At 61.0% G+C, this 17,354-nt stretch carries 17 protein-coding genes; 9 read left to right on the top strand and 8 right to left on the bottom strand.

Features of this window, described 5'->3' with window-relative positions:
• Position 1 precedes the first annotated feature (1 nt).
• The 5 genes from NKI05_RS16510 to NKI05_RS16530 all read left to right on the top strand — a co-directional run bounded on the left by NKI05_RS16510 (position 2) and on the right by NKI05_RS16530 (position 3,662).
• Entirely contained in the window at positions 2–1,159 is a 1,158-nt protein-coding gene (locus NKI05_RS16510; RefSeq protein WP_023667973.1) for a glycosyltransferase, read from the top strand.
• A gap of 53 nt (positions 1,160–1,212) precedes the next feature.
• Positions 1,213–2,145 carry a GNAT family N-acetyltransferase gene (locus NKI05_RS16515; RefSeq protein ID WP_023691449.1) on the top strand — a complete coding sequence of 311 codons (933 nt, stop codon included), beginning with the start codon at positions 1,213–1,215 and terminating at the stop codon, positions 2,143–2,145.
• A 4-nt stretch (positions 2,146–2,149) separates the two neighbouring features.
• The gene (locus tag NKI05_RS16520) at positions 2,150–3,052 is read left to right on the top strand and encodes a class I SAM-dependent methyltransferase (RefSeq protein ID WP_023691450.1); all 903 of its coding nucleotides are present in this window, start codon (positions 2,150–2,152) and stop codon (positions 3,050–3,052) included.
• Positions 3,053–3,125: 73 nt separating this feature from the next.
• Positions 3,126–3,344: a hypothetical protein gene (locus NKI05_RS16525; protein WP_023691451.1), complete on the top strand. Its 219-nt coding sequence runs from the start codon at positions 3,126–3,128 to the stop codon at positions 3,342–3,344.
• Between the two features lie 141 nt (positions 3,345–3,485).
• A complete protein-coding gene (locus NKI05_RS16530; protein ID WP_023667969.1) occupies positions 3,486–3,662 on the top strand; it encodes a hypothetical protein in 177 nt (58 codons plus the stop codon).
• On the opposite strand, the gene NKI05_RS16535 is transcribed toward NKI05_RS16530, so the two are convergent.
• From NKI05_RS16535 to NKI05_RS16555, 5 genes are all read right to left on the bottom strand, one after another.
• Positions 3,663–4,226, bottom strand: coding sequence for a sigma-70 family RNA polymerase sigma factor (locus NKI05_RS16535; RefSeq protein WP_023667968.1), 564 nt, complete (start codon positions 4,224–4,226; stop codon positions 3,663–3,665).
• A 623-nt stretch (positions 4,227–4,849) separates the two neighbouring features.
• Positions 4,850–5,821, bottom strand: coding sequence for an amino acid ABC transporter permease (locus NKI05_RS16540; RefSeq protein WP_023687785.1), 972 nt, complete (start codon positions 5,819–5,821; stop codon positions 4,850–4,852).
• 19 nt (positions 5,822–5,840) lie between these two features.
• Complete coding sequence (locus NKI05_RS16545; RefSeq protein WP_031205631.1) at positions 5,841–7,121, bottom strand: NAD(P)/FAD-dependent oxidoreductase; 1,281 nt, start codon at positions 7,119–7,121, stop codon at positions 5,841–5,843.
• 144 nt (positions 7,122–7,265) lie between these two features.
• Complete coding sequence (locus tag NKI05_RS16550; protein ID WP_023736090.1) at positions 7,266–8,093, bottom strand: transporter substrate-binding domain-containing protein; 828 nt, start codon at positions 8,091–8,093, stop codon at positions 7,266–7,268.
• Between the two features lie 299 nt (positions 8,094–8,392).
• A complete protein-coding gene (locus tag NKI05_RS16555) occupies positions 8,393–9,595 on the bottom strand; it encodes an MFS transporter (protein WP_023815922.1) in 1,203 nt (400 codons plus the stop codon).
• Positions 9,596–9,771: 176 nt separating this feature from the next.
• Here NKI05_RS16555 and NKI05_RS16560 point away from each other — a divergent pair, with 176 nt between their 5' ends.
• The 4 genes from NKI05_RS16560 (at position 9,772) to NKI05_RS16575 (ending at position 12,945) form a co-directional block, all read left to right on the top strand.
• Positions 9,772–10,683, top strand: a complete 912-nt coding sequence (locus tag NKI05_RS16560) for a LysR family transcriptional regulator (protein WP_023744461.1) — start codon at positions 9,772–9,774, stop codon at positions 10,681–10,683.
• Positions 10,684–10,972: 289 nt separating this feature from the next.
• Positions 10,973–11,176 carry a hypothetical protein gene (locus NKI05_RS16565; RefSeq protein ID WP_023667962.1) on the top strand — a complete coding sequence of 68 codons (204 nt, stop codon included), beginning with the start codon at positions 10,973–10,975 and terminating at the stop codon, positions 11,174–11,176.
• Between the two features lie 224 nt (positions 11,177–11,400).
• Positions 11,401–11,655, top strand: a complete 255-nt coding sequence (locus NKI05_RS16570) for a hypothetical protein (protein WP_023815924.1) — start codon at positions 11,401–11,403, stop codon at positions 11,653–11,655.
• A 315-nt stretch (positions 11,656–11,970) separates the two neighbouring features.
• Positions 11,971–12,945: a L,D-transpeptidase family protein gene (locus NKI05_RS16575; RefSeq protein WP_023744460.1), complete on the top strand. Its 975-nt coding sequence runs from the start codon at positions 11,971–11,973 to the stop codon at positions 12,943–12,945.
• 88 nt (positions 12,946–13,033) lie between these two features.
• On the opposite strand, the gene NKI05_RS16580 is transcribed toward NKI05_RS16575, so the two are convergent.
• Genes NKI05_RS16580 through NKI05_RS16590 form a run of 3 tightly spaced genes read right to left on the bottom strand, consistent with a single transcriptional unit; the run spans position 13,034 to position 17,127 of the window.
• The gene (locus tag NKI05_RS16580; RefSeq protein WP_023815925.1) at positions 13,034–15,073 is read right to left on the bottom strand and encodes a CHASE2 domain-containing protein; all 2,040 of its coding nucleotides are present in this window, start codon (positions 15,071–15,073) and stop codon (positions 13,034–13,036) included.
• A gap of 15 nt (positions 15,074–15,088) precedes the next feature.
• Positions 15,089–15,898, bottom strand: a complete 810-nt coding sequence (locus tag NKI05_RS16585; protein WP_023817785.1) for a FecR family protein — start codon at positions 15,896–15,898, stop codon at positions 15,089–15,091.
• Positions 15,899–15,909: 11 nt separating this feature from the next.
• Complete coding sequence (locus tag NKI05_RS16590; protein WP_196814912.1) at positions 15,910–17,127, bottom strand: tetratricopeptide repeat protein; 1,218 nt, start codon at positions 17,125–17,127, stop codon at positions 15,910–15,912.
• Between the last annotated feature and the right edge of the window lie 227 nt (positions 17,128–17,354).

Raw genomic sequence — 17,354 nt, forward strand, 5'->3', positions numbered from 1 at the left:
CATGCTGCCAATGCATCAGACGCCCGACACATTGGACGAATTAGCGGCATCATCGACAGGTGGTGCGGCATACGGGACCGAGGCGCAACCAGCCGCGGCGCTCACTGTCCTCAATGTCGCCTACCCTCTCGCACCCGTCGGACCCGATGCTGTCGGCGGTGCCGAACAGGTTCTGTCGATGCTCGATCGGGAGCTGGTTCGCGCCGGCCACCGCTCTATCGTCATTGGCTGCCGCGGCTCCAGCGCGAGCGGTACCCTTGTGGAAATACCGGCTGAAAACGGCGTGCTCGACGAGGCGGCGAAGAGCCGCGCGCAGCAGGCTCATCGCAAAGCGATCGCCGCTGCCCGCGCCCGATGGCCGATCGATGTGGCTCATCTGCACGGTATCGATTTTCATGCCTATTTGCCCGACGATGGTCCGACCCTGGTGAGCCTCCACCTGCCCTTGGACTGGTATCCGGCCGAGGCTCTGCGACCGACGCGCGACGACCTGTGGCTCCATGCGGTCTCGCCCACCCAGCAGCAAACGGCGCCACCAGGGGCCAGACTGGTGGCGCCGATTCCCAACGGCGTTGACATCGAAGCACTGAGCCTGGTGCAGCCGAAGCGAGACTTTGCCCTGGTTCTCAGCCGAGTCTGCCCGGAAAAGGGCATTCACCTGGCCCTGGACGCGGCCAAACAGGCGGGCGTGCCCCTGGTCATCGGCGGCAAGGTCTACCCCTACGAAACACATACGCGCTACTTTCGCGACGAGGTCCAATCCCGTCTTGATGCTCGCCGCCGCTTCCTGGGCCCGCTCGGTTTTAACGCCAAGAGGCGCTTTCTCAACGCAGCCCGCTGTCTGGTCATTCCAAGCCTCGCCGCCGAGACAAGCTCGCTTGTCGCCATGGAGGCCCTCGCCTGCGGTACCCCGGTGGTCGCATTCCCGAATGGTGCGCTTGCGGATGTCATCGAGCACGGCAGGACGGGCTTTCTCGTCAACACAGTCGACGAGATGGCCCAAGCCATTCTTGCGGCGCCCAGCCTGGACGCCGAGGCGTGCCGGGTGGAGGCGCGACGGCGGTTTTCGCTGGAACGGATGATCTCGTCGTATATGGCTGCCTATCAGGCGCTGGCACAACTTGGCACAGATTGCCGGCGCTTCGCTGCGGCACCGTGAGAAAAGCAGTGTTGCGCAGCGAAATCATCGATGACCCCGTAAAATTCGATGCCTTGACGCCGCACTGGTGGAAACTGTGGGAGCAGAGTTCCTCTGCGACGCCGTTCCAATCCCCCGCCTGGCTGGTGCCATGGTGGCGCGCATTCGCACCCGGTGAACTGGCGACAGTTGCGGTCTGGCGTGGCGGCGATCTGGTCGGGCTGGCGCCACTCTATCTCGAGCATGGAACGGCCGGTTCGAAGCTGCTTCCGGTCGGTATTTCGCTCAGTGATTATCTGGACATCCTGGCTGTCCGGGATATCGAGGCGGCGGTTGTCGCCACCATTGCCGAAACGATCTGCTCGGTCGGGTGGTCACAATGGATCTTGTCTGATCTGCCGCAAAACAGTGCCGGTCTTACGATCGCGCATCCCGGTTTAACGGTCGAGAGGCCGGTAATTCATGCAGCCTGTCCCGTGCTTGCTGTTGCCGGCGACGACACGTTGGCCGGCTGCGTTCCCGCTCGGCGCAGGCGCCAGTTGCGCCGGGCGCGCCAAGCGGCGTCCAGACGCGGCCGGCTCGCGTTGGCGTCAGCGCGGGGCGATCAGAACTTCCTGAACCAATTGATCCGCCTGCACCAGGCACGCTGGGTTGGACATGGAGGTGGTGTATTGGCCGACCCCGCCGTGCGGCACTTCCATGGGCTTTCACTTCCCTTGCTCGATGCTCACGGCCTGGTCCGATGCTGGTTGCTCGCGATCGATGGCACGACTGTCGCCGCCTATTACGGATTTCACCACCGCGGCCGCGCCTATGCCTATCTCGGCGGCCTCGATCCTGCATATGCCGAGGAGAGCCCAGGGGCGATCCTGATCGGCCACGCGATCGCGGAGTCGATCCGCGAGGATGCGCGCGAGTTCGACTTCCTGCGCGGCCAGGAGGCCTACAAATATGGCTGGGGCGCCGTCGACAGGTGGACGATGCGGAGGATCTGGACGCGGAGTTGATGTCATGAGTGTGCACGCGCAGCGCCGGACATCGGTCAGACGGGCGGTCGAAGATTGCATGGCCGATGGTGCCTGCGCCGAAGCTGTTCTCGTCAGGCTGGCGCTTCACCTGCCGCCCACAATTGAAGCGGCGGAATTGGCGGAGTTCGTGCTGAAAGTCCGTCCGGCGGATACCGGCGATGCTGAAAGACTGCGAAAGGTCGCTGGACTGCTGCGCCACAGACCGGGCGTCCTTGCCACTTTGCGAGCGACAGGCGGCGCCGTTCGGCATGAACGCGGTAACGGCGAGACGGATATTGCCGTCGTCACGCGGCTGGCCTCGAGTTTTGATGCCGCGGCAGCAATTTCGACAGCCGCAAGTGTCCAGTTAGGATCCCTTGGCGATGACGAGCGGCTGACAGCCATGACCGACGAAATCGTTGAATGGCTCGAGGCGCGAGAATTCACCGGAATTGAACGAGACATTCTCGACATCGGTTGCGGCATCGGACGTTTCGAGCGCGCGCTGTCCAATTCCTTCAAGCGGATGGTCGGCATCGACATATCATCGCGGATGATCTCTATCGCCTCCGAGCAATGCGCAGCGCTCGGCAATGTCGAACTGCGCCAAACCTCCGGTCTCGATCTGGCCGACTTCGACGACGACAGTTTCGATTGCGTGTTGGCGGTCGACAGCTTTCCCTACCTGGTCCTGGCCGGCATGGCTGAGCGGCTTTTCGATGAAATTGCGCGCGTTCTCAAACGGCCGGGCCGGCTCGCATTGCTCAACTATTCTTATCGCGGATCGCTTTCTTTGGACCGGGCCGACATCGGCCGTCTTGCGCAAGCTCACCAATTGCGGGTCGTCATCGACGGCGAGAAGCCGTTTGGGTCATGGGATGGCGACGCCTTCCTGCTTGCTGGGTGAGACGGAACATTACAGCGCGATGCCGGTTCGGGCGTCGGCACCGATCGGTGTCCTGGATTCGAAGGAGGAGATCATGGCATCCGGCGGCAAAAAGCATTTCGGCCAAGGCAGCCAAGGCAAAGGTGCCGGCGCCGGCGCAATGACCACCTTGGACAAGGACAAGATCGAAGAAAACGCGGTTTTGTCCAACCGCGACAGGAAGCAACATAGCCGAGAGCGCGGGCTGGACGGCAATCGAATCAAGTCCGATCAATTTCAGGATCACGCCGCAAACCGGTTGCTGAAGGACTGACGCCACCGCGCCGCGTCTTGCCGCGGCACGGAGGAAAACTGTGCAAGGGCCGCCGGTGAGCCTCTCGGCGGTCGACAACGCCTTGTAGTGCCGAGCGCTCATCATCAGACTTGGATCTAGGGATGCTATCAAGAGAACGTGATGTCTCATTCGAGCGACGATACCACGGATCTGCTTGTCGAGATGGCGGTGGATCAGGAGATTGCTTCCCTGCTGGCCGCCATAGAGCAGGAAAAGATACCAGACCGCCTATCCAAGCTGGCGATCCAATTGCAAAACGCTCTCGTCGAGAAGCGTCGGCGAGACGTGAAGAGCTGATTATCTGCGGCTGTCGACCTCTATATCGAGCTGACCATCCGACAGCTGATTTCGCCTTTCTATCAATGTCTGCAACGAGCTCTCCCCGAGTAGCTCAAGGATGTTGGCGCGGGCACGGTTCAGCCGGCTCTTGACCGTCCCTACCGCGCAGCCGCAGATTTCGGCGGTTTCCTCGTAGCCCACTCCTAAAACGCCGATCAGCATCAGCACCTCGCGCTGATGTTCGGGCAGCTTTTGGATGGCGCCGTGAACTTCCTTGCTCTGAACGGTCCATTCCTGGGTAGCTTCCGAAATCGGTCTCGAAGACGCGCAGTCGAGAAGGCCTGGCGCTTCCCGTGCAGCGATCTTGATCCGGGTGTAGTAGGTGTTGCGCATGATGGTGAAGAGCCACGACTTCATGCGTGTACCAGGTTCGAACTTGTCGATGTTGGCGAGCCCTTTGGTCAACGTTTCCTGCACCAGATCGTCGGCATCGTCTGGAACGCGGCAGAAGGTGCGCGCGAAAGCCCGCAGGGCAGGTATCAGATCGACGATGGAAACGTCATTGGTTTGTTGGTCGGCCAAGAGATAGCCTCCGGATGACAATGGTCCAGCTCCCAGAAAAAAGAGTGAATGAACGAAGCCAGAGCTAAATGCATGGAAGTTTGGTTCGTTCCCGCCGTTGGAAACAACTCTTCGAAAATTCCACCGGGCGCGAACACGCCGACTACGGTCTTCCCCCAACCACGCCCACTTCAAAGGAACGAAACACCATGCCGAGCTTCATTCCCGGGAAGTCTCGCCGGTGCGTTTGGCTGTGCAGGGCATGGACCGAGTCGTGCGGCTGGTAACGCGCAAACCACTGCTGACAAACCTATTGGCGAACCACGTGGCGAACTCGGCTACCATCGATACATAGCGATAATGGTTGGCCGGAGACATGTTAGAGTCATTAATTTTGTTAACTTATTGGCGCGGGTGAAATCCAGCAATCGGTCGTAGTTGCCGGGCGGTCGGCCAACGAACATGCTCGTCCAGCACTTGCTCTATTCTGCCCTCCGATCGGGCTAAGCCGATGAAATACCGGGTTGATTCACCCCTCACGACGTCGCCGAACGGCATGCTGTCGCGTACAATCTGCAGCTGCTCTCCGAAGCTGGCTGTTGCGGTGCTGTGCAACTCGCTTTGGCGAAGATCACGGATGACGATCAGCGCTTGAGTGAGCGCCCGAACCGGTCCTCGATCCGCGACTGAAGGAACTCGAGCCCCATCGAGAGCAGCCAATAGATCATCGAGGCGGTGATGAGCATCTCGATGTGGCGGAACTCGGTCTGGCCCTGCGTGCGTGCGAGATACATGATCTCCCAGACCCCGACCACCGAGACCAGCGAAGAATCCTTCAGCATCGCAATGAACTGGTTGCCGGTCGGCGGCACGATGACGCGCATCGCCTGCGGCAGGATGACCAGGAACATCGTCTGGTTAGCGCTAAGGCCGAGTGCCGTAGCACCCTCGGTCTGGCCGCGCGAGATGCTTTCGATGCCGGCCCGGAAGATCTCGGTCATGTACGCGCCGTAGCAGAGCGACAGCGCCATGATGCCAGCCGGCACGGCGCCGATCACGTAGCCAATCTGCGGCAGGCCGAGATAGATGATGTAGATCTGCATCAGCAACGGCAAGCCACGAAACAGAGAGGTATAGAAGGTCGCCAAGCCATAGACCACGCCGTTGCGGGAAAGTTTGGCGATGGCGCCAACGAAGGCGATGAGGGTGGCGATGGCGATCGAAATGGCCGAAATGTAGAGGGTCGTCACCACACCCTTCGAGACGAGGAAGCCGATCTTCTTGGCGATGAACGCGAAGGACAGGTCGAAGGAATAGAAAAACAACATTAGCAACACGAACAGCTCTATCCAAACTGCCACAATCTGCTGTTTGCGGCTGAGATACCGCAGCGCGTTCCAGTTCGCCACCAAGATCAATGCGATCAGCACCGCCGAGACCGCCCGCCCGACGTCCGGGTTGGCGGCGAGCCACTCGACCGACCCCGGAACGAGCTTGCCGAGCCAACTGGCTTTGATGCCGAGCCCATACAGGCCGGCGGCGATGGCGGCGAGCACGAAGAACACGCCAACGCGGCGCGCCGCGTCCGGGTGGTTGAGCAATAGTCGGCCGATCACGTCTTCGATCTCCCTGCGGTCAGCGGGCCCGCTCGCGCCACCAATCCTGCGCCTGCAGCTTCCAGTAGGTGAGTTGCGCAACCGCAAGTCCAGCCGGGCCGCCCGCCCAGGCAAGGCCGAATGGTGCAAACAGCCGGTAACGGTCCGATTGTCCCAGTATGGCTTCGGCGATCAACTTGCCGGCGATCGCCGTGGTGTTGATGCCATGGCCACCAAAAGCCGTGAGGTACCAGACGCCCGGCTGCAACGGGCCTATCTGGGGCATCATGTGCCGGGCATAAGACATGAGCCCGGACCAGGCGAGTTCGGTCTTGAGGTGTTCGAGCTGCGGATAAGTGGTGACCATCTCACGGCGCAATTGCCTCGCCAACACGCCCGATGAGGCTGCCCGGGTGGTGATGCGCCCTCCCCAGAGCAGCCGCCTGCCGCCTTCGACAACACGGTAATAATCGCCTGCGCGACGGTTATCGCCGACGGCGTCGGTCGTCGTAATCGCCCTGGCGATGAGGTCAGGCGCCTCCTCGCTCACCATAACGTAAGTGGCGATAGGCAGGAATGCCCGCTGCAGCCGGCCGACCAGTGGGCCCGTATATCCGCCGGTGGCAACTACGGCCTGGCGGGCGCGCACTTCGCCGCTGTCGGTACGCAAGATCTTTTCGGCGCCGTCAAGGTTGGCTTCAACGGCAGCCGTTCTCTCGTATATCCTGCCGCCCAGCCGCTCGATCTCGCCAGCAACGGCGCGCAGATAGTTAAGCGGATGCATGTGGAAGGCGCTGGGATCGCGCAGGCCTTGGTGGTAGCGATCCGAATGCAGCACCGCTCGCACCTGGTCGCGATCGAGATAGTCGAGCCGGTAGTCGAAATCCCGCGCCAGTTGCTCGGCATATGCCTTGAGCACGGCGCCGCCATCGTGGCGAAGCACGCTCAATATACCGGAGCGCGGCTCTGCCGCCTTGACGTCGAGATCGCGGATCGTCTGCCGCACGAAGTCGACGCCTTCGATGGACAGGCGGTGCAGTTTTTGTGCCGCGTCGACGCCGGCCATCGCGGCGATGTTGTCGGTGCCGGTGGCGAAACCGGGATTGACGAAGCCGCCATTGCGACCGGAAGCGCCGAATCCTATCCGCTGCGCCTCAAGCACGACGACCTGCTGGCCGGCGCGAGCCAGCTGCAACGCCGTCGTCAGGCCGGCCAGTCCGCCGCCGACAACGACTGTCTCGCACTCGGAAACGCCGCTCAGCGGCGGTCTGATGGTGTTGTCGGCAAGCGTGCGTCGGTAATAGGTGTCAGGACATGTCATGATCAATATGATGAGGTGGCGGCACTAGAGCATTTTGCAGGCAGGCGGAGCCGCCCGGTGTCGTGGAAATGCGGCTGAAACAAAACAGATGGAGCGGGATGTTCAATTGAATGCATCCCGCTCAAGCTTTATCCACGACGCTCCTCAGTCGGCGCTGTAATCCTTGCCGTACCACTTGGTGGTCAGTTTCGCGAGGGTACCGTCCTTCTTCATCTCGTCGAGAATGCCGCCGATCTTGGCATTCCACTCGGCATCACCTTTTTCCGCGATCACCACCAGCGGCTCACGGAAGGCATAGCCGCCTTCCAGGACACGCAACGGGTAGCCGTTCTTTATCGCGTTCTGAGCCGTCTGTTCTGGTGCGATGACCGCGTTGAGGCGCACGCCGTCGCCAAGCCTCAAATCGTCGAACGGCAGCATTGAGTCGGCGAAAGTCCTGATCTCACCTGGCTCCAGCTTGTATTCGATGGGCGGCAGGCCGGGAGCATCGATCTCGAGTTGTCTGCGGATGAAATCCTCCGACGTGGTGGCGGTCTCGACGCCGATGATCTTACCGTTCAGGTCGGCGACCGATTTGGCCGGGCTGTCCTTGTGAACCACGTAAACGTAGGGGCTATAATAATAGATGCCTTCGAAATCGATCACCTTGGCCCGCGCTTTGGTCGGCGTCACCGAGCCGACACCCAGATCGTAGCGTCCCTGCCAATGGCCGCCCGTCATCGTCGCCCAGTCCGGCGTGTCGAAACTGACCTCCACACCGAGGCGCCTTGCGATCTCCTTCGAGACGTCGATATCGAAGCCGACCAACTGATTACTGTCGTCGAGGAAACTCTGCGGCGGCCAACCGCTGTTTGTGGCGACCACCATTGCCTTCTTCGAGGTAACCCGGTCGATGGTTTCACCCGCCGACGCCGCAGACGCGAACGCGAGCGTGGTAGTGGCCAAGGCCAGCCACGCGATCAATTTCCTCACTTGAACCTCCCTCTTCATCGTCATTCAGACATATGCTTCCCAGAGCGCGCTCCCGTAGAGAAACAGCAATTGAGAGCGCGGCATGAGATCGATCTCATATCAGCACACATATCGACGAGGGGATCAAGTCCTTTTTCAAGTAGCCAGTTGTCCTCCGGGGGCGCAAAGCATCGGCACCCGCACGGTGCGGCGGAACCCGCGTTTGATGTGACGCGCGTGACTTTCAAGACAGAGGAACGAAGGTCTACTTCAACCTACACAGCATCATAGACAGATGGCGGCACAGGATGGCTTGCTGTCTACGAGTTTCCGATGTTCCGGTTAAGCATGGGTGCGCGGCACACCGGCAGCAGCACCAGCAGGATGATGGCGGAGTCGACCCAGAGGACCCTGTTCACGCCCATCGTGTCGACGATCTGACTGGTCGCTAGGGTACCCACGGAGATGGCAAGATTGAAAGTGAAGCAGTAGATGGCCGTCGCGGTCTCCGCGCTTTCTGGTGCTGCACTCAGCACCCACGTCTGCAGCGTGATGGGCGCCGCGCCATACGCGAAGCCCCACACCAGCAGCAGGATGGTTCCTGTGAGCGGCGTGACCCCGAGCAAAGGGAAGAGAGCCAGCGTGGCGCCGAGCCCAATGACGATGCAGGCCAATGTGCGACCGACGGATTTGGCGGCCCAGACGCCTGCGACGGCGTTGCCAATCATTCCGAGAATGCCATATCCCAACAGTAGCCAGCCTATGCTCCCTGCAGTGACGCCCGAGACCTCCAGCAACACCGGGCTCACGAAGGTGTAGGCACCGTAGTGAGCAGCCACCAGCAGTGCGGTCGCAACCACGCCCGCCAGAAGGGCGGGATTGCGCAATTGCGCACGCAGGGCTTTCACCTCCACAGGCTGCGCCGCCTCCAGCTTCGGAAGCACAAGCAGGGCGGCGAGCAGTATGGCAAAGCTCAGACCGGCGAGAGACCAGAACGCGCCGCGCCAGCCGACTAGATCACCGATGATCGTGCCGGCCGGCACGCCCAGCACCGCAGCGGCACTTACACCGCCGAAGACAATAGTCATGGCGCGCGGCACGGACGGTCCAGGAACAAGGCGTACTGCGATGCTCCCGGCTATCGCCCAAAAGCCACCGATGGTGATCCCGACGAGCAGCCTGGACGCGAGCAGAACGGGAAAGTTCGTTGCAAGCGCTGAAATCACGCTCGCCGCAGCCATTGCCGCGAGCAGGCCCGCCATCAGAATACGCCGGTCGAGCCTCCCCACTGCCAACGGCAAACCGATAGAAGCGAACGCCGCAATTACGCCGGGTATCGTCACCGTGAGACCGCCACTCCCAACAGAGACATTCAACTCGGAAGAAATTGCCGGAATCAGCCCCACAGGGAGTTGCTCCGCAGTGATCATCGAAAAAATACCCAGCGATACGGTGAGCACGGAGAGCCACATGCGAACAGTGGCTCCCTGTTTCTCCTGAAGGGCTGCTTTGGTCAGAGACATGATCACCTCCAGCCCGCAAGAAGGCACTCGACGCCGACGTTTCGGGCAAATGTTAGAGAGACGGATCGGGCAATTGATCCCGGCCTGGCTTCAGATAATCTGTCCACCGTGGATTGATAATGGAGGGAAATATGGATGGTGAATTCACGAAACGTGAATGAAAGAGGTGATTGCAGTTGGACCGGCTGACCAGCATGACCGTGTTTGCCAACGTCGTCGGTGAAGGCAGCTTCGCTGGAGCGGCCAAGCGGATGCGACTATCGCCAGCGGCCGTGAGCAAGCATGTCCAAATGCTGGAAGAGTGGCTTGGCGCACGCCTTCTCAACCGGACGACCCGGCGCATCAGCCTGACAGAGGTCGGCGCCTCCGTCTACGAGCGCAGTCTGCGCATAATCGAGGATGTCGAGGAAGTTCGTACGAGCGCGGCCGAGAGCAAGACACGTCCGACCGGCTCACTGCGTGTCAGCGCGCCGATCTCCTTCGGCGCGATGCACCTTGGGAGAGTCGTTGCAGAATATCTCGCGGTCTATCCGGAGGTGTCGGTTGAGTTGGTGTTGGACGACCGTGTGGTTGATATCGTGGAAGAGGGCTTGGATGTCGCGGTACGCATCGCTCCACTCACGGTTTCCAATCTGGTTGCTCGCCGAATCGCGCCCTCACGCGAGGTGGTCTGCGCTTCGCGCGACTATCTGGACAGACGCGGGCGTCCCACAAAGCCGTCGGATCTCCACGACCATGATTGTCTGGACTACGCGTTGCGCGCCAGCCGCGGAAAATGGCGGTTCGACGGACCAAAGGGGGAAGTGGCGGTAAAAATCACTGCACGGATGACGGCAACGAACGGGCAGCTCCTGCGCGATGCGGCGCTGGGTGGAGCAGGCATAGTACTTTGCCCCACTTTCCTTGTTGGAGAAGCCATTCGTTCGGGCCAGCTGGAGACAGTGATGCCCCAGTTCAAGCCGGTAAGCCGGTCGATATACGCGATGTACCCGTCAAGAAGGCATCTTTCCGCCAAAGTTCAAAGCTTCGTGACGCTTCTCGCCGCCCGCTTTGGTGAGAACCCACCTTGGGACAACTTTGGACCATGACGACTGGAATGTTGAGCCCAGAGGCCGCGCGCACTTGCACGGCCTTACTGTGCATGGGACCAGCACCCTGGGCCAAGGGGCGGTGCATATCGAGCCGTCCAGCACCTTTTCGAGACTGAAGCATCCGCTATTTGCCGACGGTCAGTCGCTGAGGCTCAATCCACCGCCCATCCTAAGCGCCGCCACAGCGCAAGTTGTAGCATCTGCGGTGTCTCCGGTTCTCTGCGGCCACCGGCGGAACGGGTTGTAAGCAGGCGCGTTCCTCCAGCGTCAAGCTTGGAGAACATACATGGATGACGAGCTGCGCCTGAAGTTACAAGAGCTGAGCCAAAGCATGCAAACGCGAGCGGCCGAACTTTCGACGCTCGGCGGCAGCGCAGACATAAGTACGGTGATGTCGGGGATCGCCGTCGCTCTGGAGGCGCTACTGGTGATTGCCGAAGAGATGAAAACGCCACGTTCCGGCCCTTCGGTCCTGCCCGACGCTACATGAACATCTCCGATCGTTTGGGAGAGGCTCCAGAGCGAGAGCGCCTACCGCTCACCAGCAAATCGCTCGCCGAGGAACTGGCTTTAATCCACATTCTGGGTTGGAGAGTGGAGAGCGCAATCTACTCGGTGGAGTACTCCAGGTGGGGTGAGCGTCGGCAGAAATGGATTTTGCACTCGACGATGCCTTTTGGGTAATCGAGGACGGCCTTAGGACGGAGGACCACGATGGCTTGGATGGCCGCAATTTGCCCGATTACAGATGAGCAGGCGCTCGTTAATTCGGAGACAGTTGGTGACATCCGGGAGTTTCGCTGTCCGAGTTGCGGCGACTTCAAAATCACGAACTCGGCCACCGCGATGTTCAAAGGCCTATCGGCAGAACAGAAGTTGGAGCGCCTCGAATACGCTAGAGCAATCGCGGGCGACAACGCGATCACAGTGACGACGGAACATGGATCTATCGATACCGAAGATCAATAGAATACCCGCCCGATAAGCCGGTTCCCAGCGCATCTCCTCACTTGCTGCCCTGAGACCATTTGACTGCCGGTCCAGGTAGTGGGCAGTTTGAAGGTAGAAGCTCACGTCAACATGGCCAGACCATTTTTACACTGCCGATCTGCGAGGCCAGCAACGCCTCTCGTGAGGGGCAAGGCATTGGGCATCGAACGTCTCGGACCGGTCGGCAGCGTAAGGCTGGTTGCCTATGATCCTCCTACCGGCGAATGGAACCAGATCTGCCACAGCGCGTCATAGAAGCAGATCAGGTGCGATTTAACGCAAGGAGTGACATCGATGATCAGGCTCCTTCTCCTCCTCGCCATTGCATTCGCCTTCGCATGCGGCGGGACGGAGGCGGCCAAGCTGGATCTAGCCGCGGTAAATCAGGCGCAATTCTCCGCCGGCGACCCGAAAGGGCTCGATCCTGCCGTGCTGAAGGCGCAAATTTTTTTGGATCGTGCGCGCTTCTCACCGGGGCTTATCGACGGCCGCCTTGGAGAGAACTTCGCCAAGGCGGTCAAGGCCTTCCAGGCGTCGAACGGACTGGCGCCAGATGGCAAGCTCACCCAGGCGACTTGGGACAAGCTGATGGCAACCTCCACCAGCCCAGCTCTGGTCACCTATGAACTGAACCGCAAAGATGTACGCGGCCCCTTCACCAAACGCATTCCGGGGCGCATGGAGAGGATGGCTCGCCTGAGAAGGCTTGGCTATCACGACTCGATCGAGAAGCTGGCGGAGCGCTTCCATGTGAGCGAACCATTGCTCAGGAGGCTAAACCCAGGCACCGGATTCAGGAAAGCTGGAACCACGCTGCTGGTACCAGATGTTGGCCGGGGTGAACCTCCCGCCACCATTGCCGGCGTCGAAGTCGACAAAGGCGCTCATCAGGTGCGCGTGCTCGACCCCTCCAATAAAGCGCTTGCCGTCTACCCTGCGTCGATCGGGAGCGACGAGAAGCCGGCACCAAGTGGGCAGGCAGAGATCCAAAGGGTGGTGCACAACCCGACCTATCACTACGATCCCGATTTTGCATTCAAGGGAGTCAAAACCAAGCGGCCCTTCACCATTGCTGCCGGCCCTAACAATCCCGTGGGATCAATCTGGATCGACCTCTCCATCGAAAGCTACGGCATTCACGGCACGCCCGAACCCGGCAAGATCGGGAAGACCTTCTCTCACGGCTGCATTAGGCTAACGAACTGGGATGCCGAGGACCTCGCCTCAATGGTGCACAAACATATGAAGGTGACTTTCAAGGACGAGTGACGCAAGCCGTCGCATCCCTCGATGGTCGCCGAAACGAGATGTCCGTCTGTGCCCGTGACAATCGCATCTTGCGATCCGCTGGATCCGATCAGCGGATGCTCCGGGTTCGGGGTGTCAGGTCAAGCGGCGCCATTTGCACGGATGGCGGCGAACCAACCACCATGGCGGGGGCGCCAGATTGCTCACCATGTTGGCTCTCTACTTCGCGGCTCATACCTTGTTGAGCAGCTTGCATCTCCGGAACGGTGAAAACCGGCACCTCGCCCTTGAAACCCTGGAGCTCAAAGGCGCCCGCCTGGACGACCGGCATCGATGCTCCTGCCGCAAAGCCGGGTCCAAGCACCAGGGGGATGCCCAGCTTCTTGGTCGTCGATTCGAGCCGTGCCGCGCGGTTCACGGGGGAGCCGATCGCGGTGTAATCGAAGCGCCGTTCGGAGCCGAAATTGCCTACCGAGCAGATGCCGGTCTCGATGGCGACGCCGATTTCGATGGAGCGATGGCCATCCGCGGTGAAGGCGGCGTCTTCGCGCCTCACCCGCTCGATAAGGGCCAGGCCCGCGTCGAGCGCACGCTCACGATGATCGGGTTGATCTAGCGGTGCGTTCCAGAAGGCCAGCACCGCATCGCCCATGAACTTGTCGATGGTGCCGTCGCGCTTGAGGATCTCATCGGTCGCAATGCCGAGGAAATGGTTGACCACCTTGGCGATCTCTTGGGTGTCGAGCTGTTCGCTCATGGTCGTGAAGCCACGTATGTCGCTGATCAAAATGGTGATCTCGCGCTTCTCGCCGGACAGGATTGCCTCGGTGTCCGAGCTTGCGAGGCGCTGCACCACGGAGGGCGACAGATATTGGGAGAACTGTCGCGTCAGGGTGGACCGGCGCTGCTCGCTGCGCCTGTAGAGGACATAGCCTTCGAAGCCCGCAACCATGATGGTTGCAAGCGCCGGCTGCAGCGGGTCATAGAGTGCACCCTGCAGGCTGTACTCGAGAGCGCCGAACACGAACGGCGTGACGGCCAGCAGCGCCAGGGAGAGGGCGCCAAGCACGACACGCCCGGCGAGCACTCCGGAAACCCCGATGAAAACGACGGCACTGAGGAGAAACCAGAGCCGCTCGAGCATACGCGCGTGCGCTGGCTCTGCCAGGAAGCGCCCGGCAAGCATCTGGCCGATCGCATCGGCGTGGATCTCCGCTCCTGGTCGCGCTGGACTCGTCGGCGTGGGCAGGTACTGCGTCAGGCCCACAGCCGACAGGTCGACAATGGCGATGGCGTCCCGCAGCCGCGGATCGCCATGGCCCGAAAGGATAGTGCTGGCAGACAGGCGAGGCGTGTCGGTGGCGGTTTCCCAGAGGCGGATGCTCCCCTCCGGCTCGAGCGGCACAATGGCGCCTGCCATCCTGAGTGCGTCGAACCCGGCTGCATTCATCCGGGCTGTGTAACCGTCCTGTCCAGCGTAAAGGCGCAGGAGCTCGAGTGCGAAAGACGGCCACAGCTGCGCGCGTTGAGGGGTGTTGCGAAGCCAGAGCAGCGGCACATGGCGCAGTACGCCGTCGGGATCGGGCAAGGTGCGAATCACGCCTAGGCCTGCGGCGGCGTTCGAGAATTCGGCAAGCGACCCGGTAAGACCGGTGAAGCCGGGAAGTGTATCGGGTACTTGCCCGACGATCGACCAGCCGGCTTTGGGTTCTGCTTCTGAAACCGTCGCTTCATTGCCCAGGCTGACGGCAAGCGCCGTTCGATTTTTGGACAGCGCCGCTGCCAGGCGCTTGTCTCCGGCCATGCCCTCAGGCGAGGTGTCAGCCTCGGGGAGTACCAGCGCAAGCCCGACCACCGCCGCGCCGGATTGCGTGATGCCATCGACCAGATCGGCCAAGAGGCCACGGTTCCAGGGCCATCGCCCATGTGCCTTGAGGCTGTCGTCGTCTATCGAGACGATCACGACAGGATTGCTCGTCGCCTGGCGTGGGGCGAGAAACTGATAAAAGTCGTACGTCCGCTCACGCAGGCGCGACAACGGCCCGTCAAAAGCCAAATGGCAAGCGAGCAGCAGGAGCACGACCAAAAGGCCGGATATTTTGACGGCTTGCCGCCAATCAGCCCAGCGCCTACCGACCGAGTGGCTCATCTCGTGCAGCCAGGCCTAATCGCAGTTGTAGTAGTAGCAGCAACCCTCACCCTCACACTCGCCCCGCCGGCCCCCGCTGCCCGCAGGTGGCGTTGGGCTGTCAGGGAATTCCATGACCACTCCTGGCAGTGCGCCGTCCCTGGACCCGCAGACTTTGAGCGAGGAGCCTAGAGCCGACGTACAAATTGCGCTTACGTCCAACCCAGGACCCGGTGCGCCCGGCAGGCCGGTTCCCGCTATCCGGTCGATACTGTCCAAGATCGGGAAGGCGTCGATGCCGCCGTAGCCGGCCAGAAGCTTGCCATCGTCCGACGTGCAGGCGTAGCCCGGGTTCGTGATGACCAGCCGTTTGCCATTGATCGTGCAGGTCATGCGGCCGGCGCGCAATATGCCGACGGTCTGGCCGGCTGCCACCAGCACTTCGATGATGCCGCCTCTCGCTCCGAGCACCATGTGCGGCGTCGCAACCTGCATGACGCCCCCTTTCGAAACCTGGCCGCCATAAAAACGGGCCAGGCCGCTGTTCATCCCGATGTCGATCTTTCCCGACCCGGAGCCCGGATTGTAGACGAACTCATCGATCGTCAGGCTGGTGTTTGGACCAATCTTGGCGCTCGATTCATCCCGGAACACCAGCATTCCGAGACCGGTGGGATTGCTGCGCAACTGGTCGCCGAGTTCGACGCCGGCGCCAACGTTCATCGTCCCGCCGTTATTGCGGACGATGATGGTCTGATAGGCCGTCATCGACCCGACCGTCTCAGCAGCGGATGGTGCCGCGAAGGCGAGGCAGGCGATAAAAATGACGATCTGATGATACCTCATCGCGGCCTCTTTCAATTGAGCGTCAACGTATAGCTCATGAGCATTTCGAACGATTTTCGGTCGCGGTTGGCGAGGGCGAAGTTGGTTTTGCGGTAGGCGAGATCGACGCTGATCTTCTGCGCTTCCGTCAGCTGAAAATCGCTTTCCGAGGCAATGCGCCAGAAGTCGCTCTTGATATTTGTGCCGATGCCGACGGACAGATCGGGAGTGTCGCTGTGGCCGGCCGATAAGGCGATCTGGTGCGACCATGCGAAAAGATCCGGTACGTTCATCAACAGTCCGCCATAGCGGACCTCGCCCGTATAGCTGCGGCTGATTTCGCCCGATCCGGAAGCGAAGTCATTCGAGCCGACAAAGCGCAAGCCGAGCGCCTGGCCATTGCGGAAGCGGTAGCTGCCGCCTGCCTCATAGAAGACCCTGCTATCCGCGAAAATGCCTTGCGAGGCGCTTAGATCGATGTAGCCGCCACCGGCGAAGAGCGTCGTCTCGACCGTCGGGCGAACGACGAAACGTCCACTGAGGCCGATACCGGTTTCGTAAATGTCGCTGTCGAAACGATCCGTAACAGTGAACGCGGAAAGCAGCAGGCGCAGCGAATCGATCCCGTTGTTGGGCAGTCCCTTGTCCCAGGTTATCGCTGCGTTGCCGTGGATAAAAGTCTTCTCGCCACCCGGAACCGACAGGTCTTCCGTGAAAAGACGCTCAGTCGCGGTCAACGACCCCGAAAGAACGAGCGCGTCGGCACTTGGCGTGCCGAGGTCCCACCGCACAAAACCTTCCGCCTGCCCGTAAGGCGAGACGAAGCTGTCGTCGTCCTGCGCCCCGCCTGGCTCAAAATCGGTGAATGCGCTGAATACGCCGCCGGTCAGGGCGAGTTCCCAGGTGACGCCACGCAACGCGCGCTCGATGCGGGCGAGCAGGCGAACAGCTTCCTGTTGCTCACTTGCGGTCAGACCTCCGACTTCGATGCCGTACTGCACCTGCCGCCGGGCCAATTCATAGGACCCGACATGATAATATAACCGGCTGGCCGCAAGCCGGGCGCGCGCATCGCGCGGGTATTGGATCAGATACTGCTCGATCGAGGAGATCGCCTGATCGTATTGCCCAGCGTTGACCGCGACCGTGACGAATTGGGCGAGCGTTCCATTGTCGGCCGGACTGGCGATGCGGGCCGCAAACGCATCGTCATAGGCCCCAAAAAGACCTTGTGCGCCGGCCGGCAACACGCCGGCACAAAGCAGCGCTGCGGCGAAGCCGAAGATCGTTCGAAACGAAGATTGCATGCCGAGAACCCACCCCAAACCCGACTAGTGCGAGGGATTTAGCACGACTGCAAGAAAAAGGCGACTGAACGATCGCCGGACTTATGCGAGTCCTCAGCAGCTGTTGCAGCTGCGCAACAAGATATCGGGTTTATTCCTTTTTCGGCTGCGCTGATTGTCAAAAACTCTTC

Source organism: Mesorhizobium sp. M0771 (assembly GCF_040320155.1).
Classification (GTDB): domain Bacteria; phylum Pseudomonadota; class Alphaproteobacteria; order Rhizobiales; family Rhizobiaceae; genus Mesorhizobium.

Bases quoted from the DNA above. Each gene is read 5' to 3' on its own strand.
- NKI05_RS16510 (WP_023667973.1), top strand. From the start codon at position 2: ATGCTGCCAATGCATCAGACGCCCGACACATTGGACGAATTAGCGGCA.
- NKI05_RS16520 (WP_023691450.1), top strand. From the start codon at position 2,150: ATGAGTGTGCACGCGCAGCGCCGGACATCGGTCAGACGGGCGGTCGAA.
- NKI05_RS16525 (WP_023691451.1), top strand. From the start codon at position 3,126: ATGGCATCCGGCGGCAAAAAGCATTTCGGCCAAGGCAGCCAAGGCAAA.
- NKI05_RS16530 (WP_023667969.1), top strand. From the start codon at position 3,486: ATGTCTCATTCGAGCGACGATACCACGGATCTGCTTGTCGAGATGGCG.
- NKI05_RS16545 (WP_031205631.1), bottom strand. From the start codon at position 7,121: ATGACATGTCCTGACACCTATTACCGACGCACGCTTGCCGACAACACC.
- NKI05_RS16555 (WP_023815922.1), bottom strand. From the start codon at position 9,595: ATGTCTCTGACCAAAGCAGCCCTTCAGGAGAAACAGGGAGCCACTGTT.
- NKI05_RS16565 (WP_023667962.1), top strand. From the start codon at position 10,973: ATGGATGACGAGCTGCGCCTGAAGTTACAAGAGCTGAGCCAAAGCATG.
- NKI05_RS16570 (WP_023815924.1), top strand. From the start codon at position 11,401: ATGGCTTGGATGGCCGCAATTTGCCCGATTACAGATGAGCAGGCGCTC.
- NKI05_RS16575 (WP_023744460.1), top strand. From the start codon at position 11,971: ATGATCAGGCTCCTTCTCCTCCTCGCCATTGCATTCGCCTTCGCATGC.
- NKI05_RS16580 (WP_023815925.1), bottom strand. From the start codon at position 15,073: ATGAGCCACTCGGTCGGTAGGCGCTGGGCTGATTGGCGGCAAGCCGTC.
- NKI05_RS16585 (WP_023817785.1), bottom strand. From the start codon at position 15,898: ATGAGGTATCATCAGATCGTCATTTTTATCGCCTGCCTCGCCTTCGCG.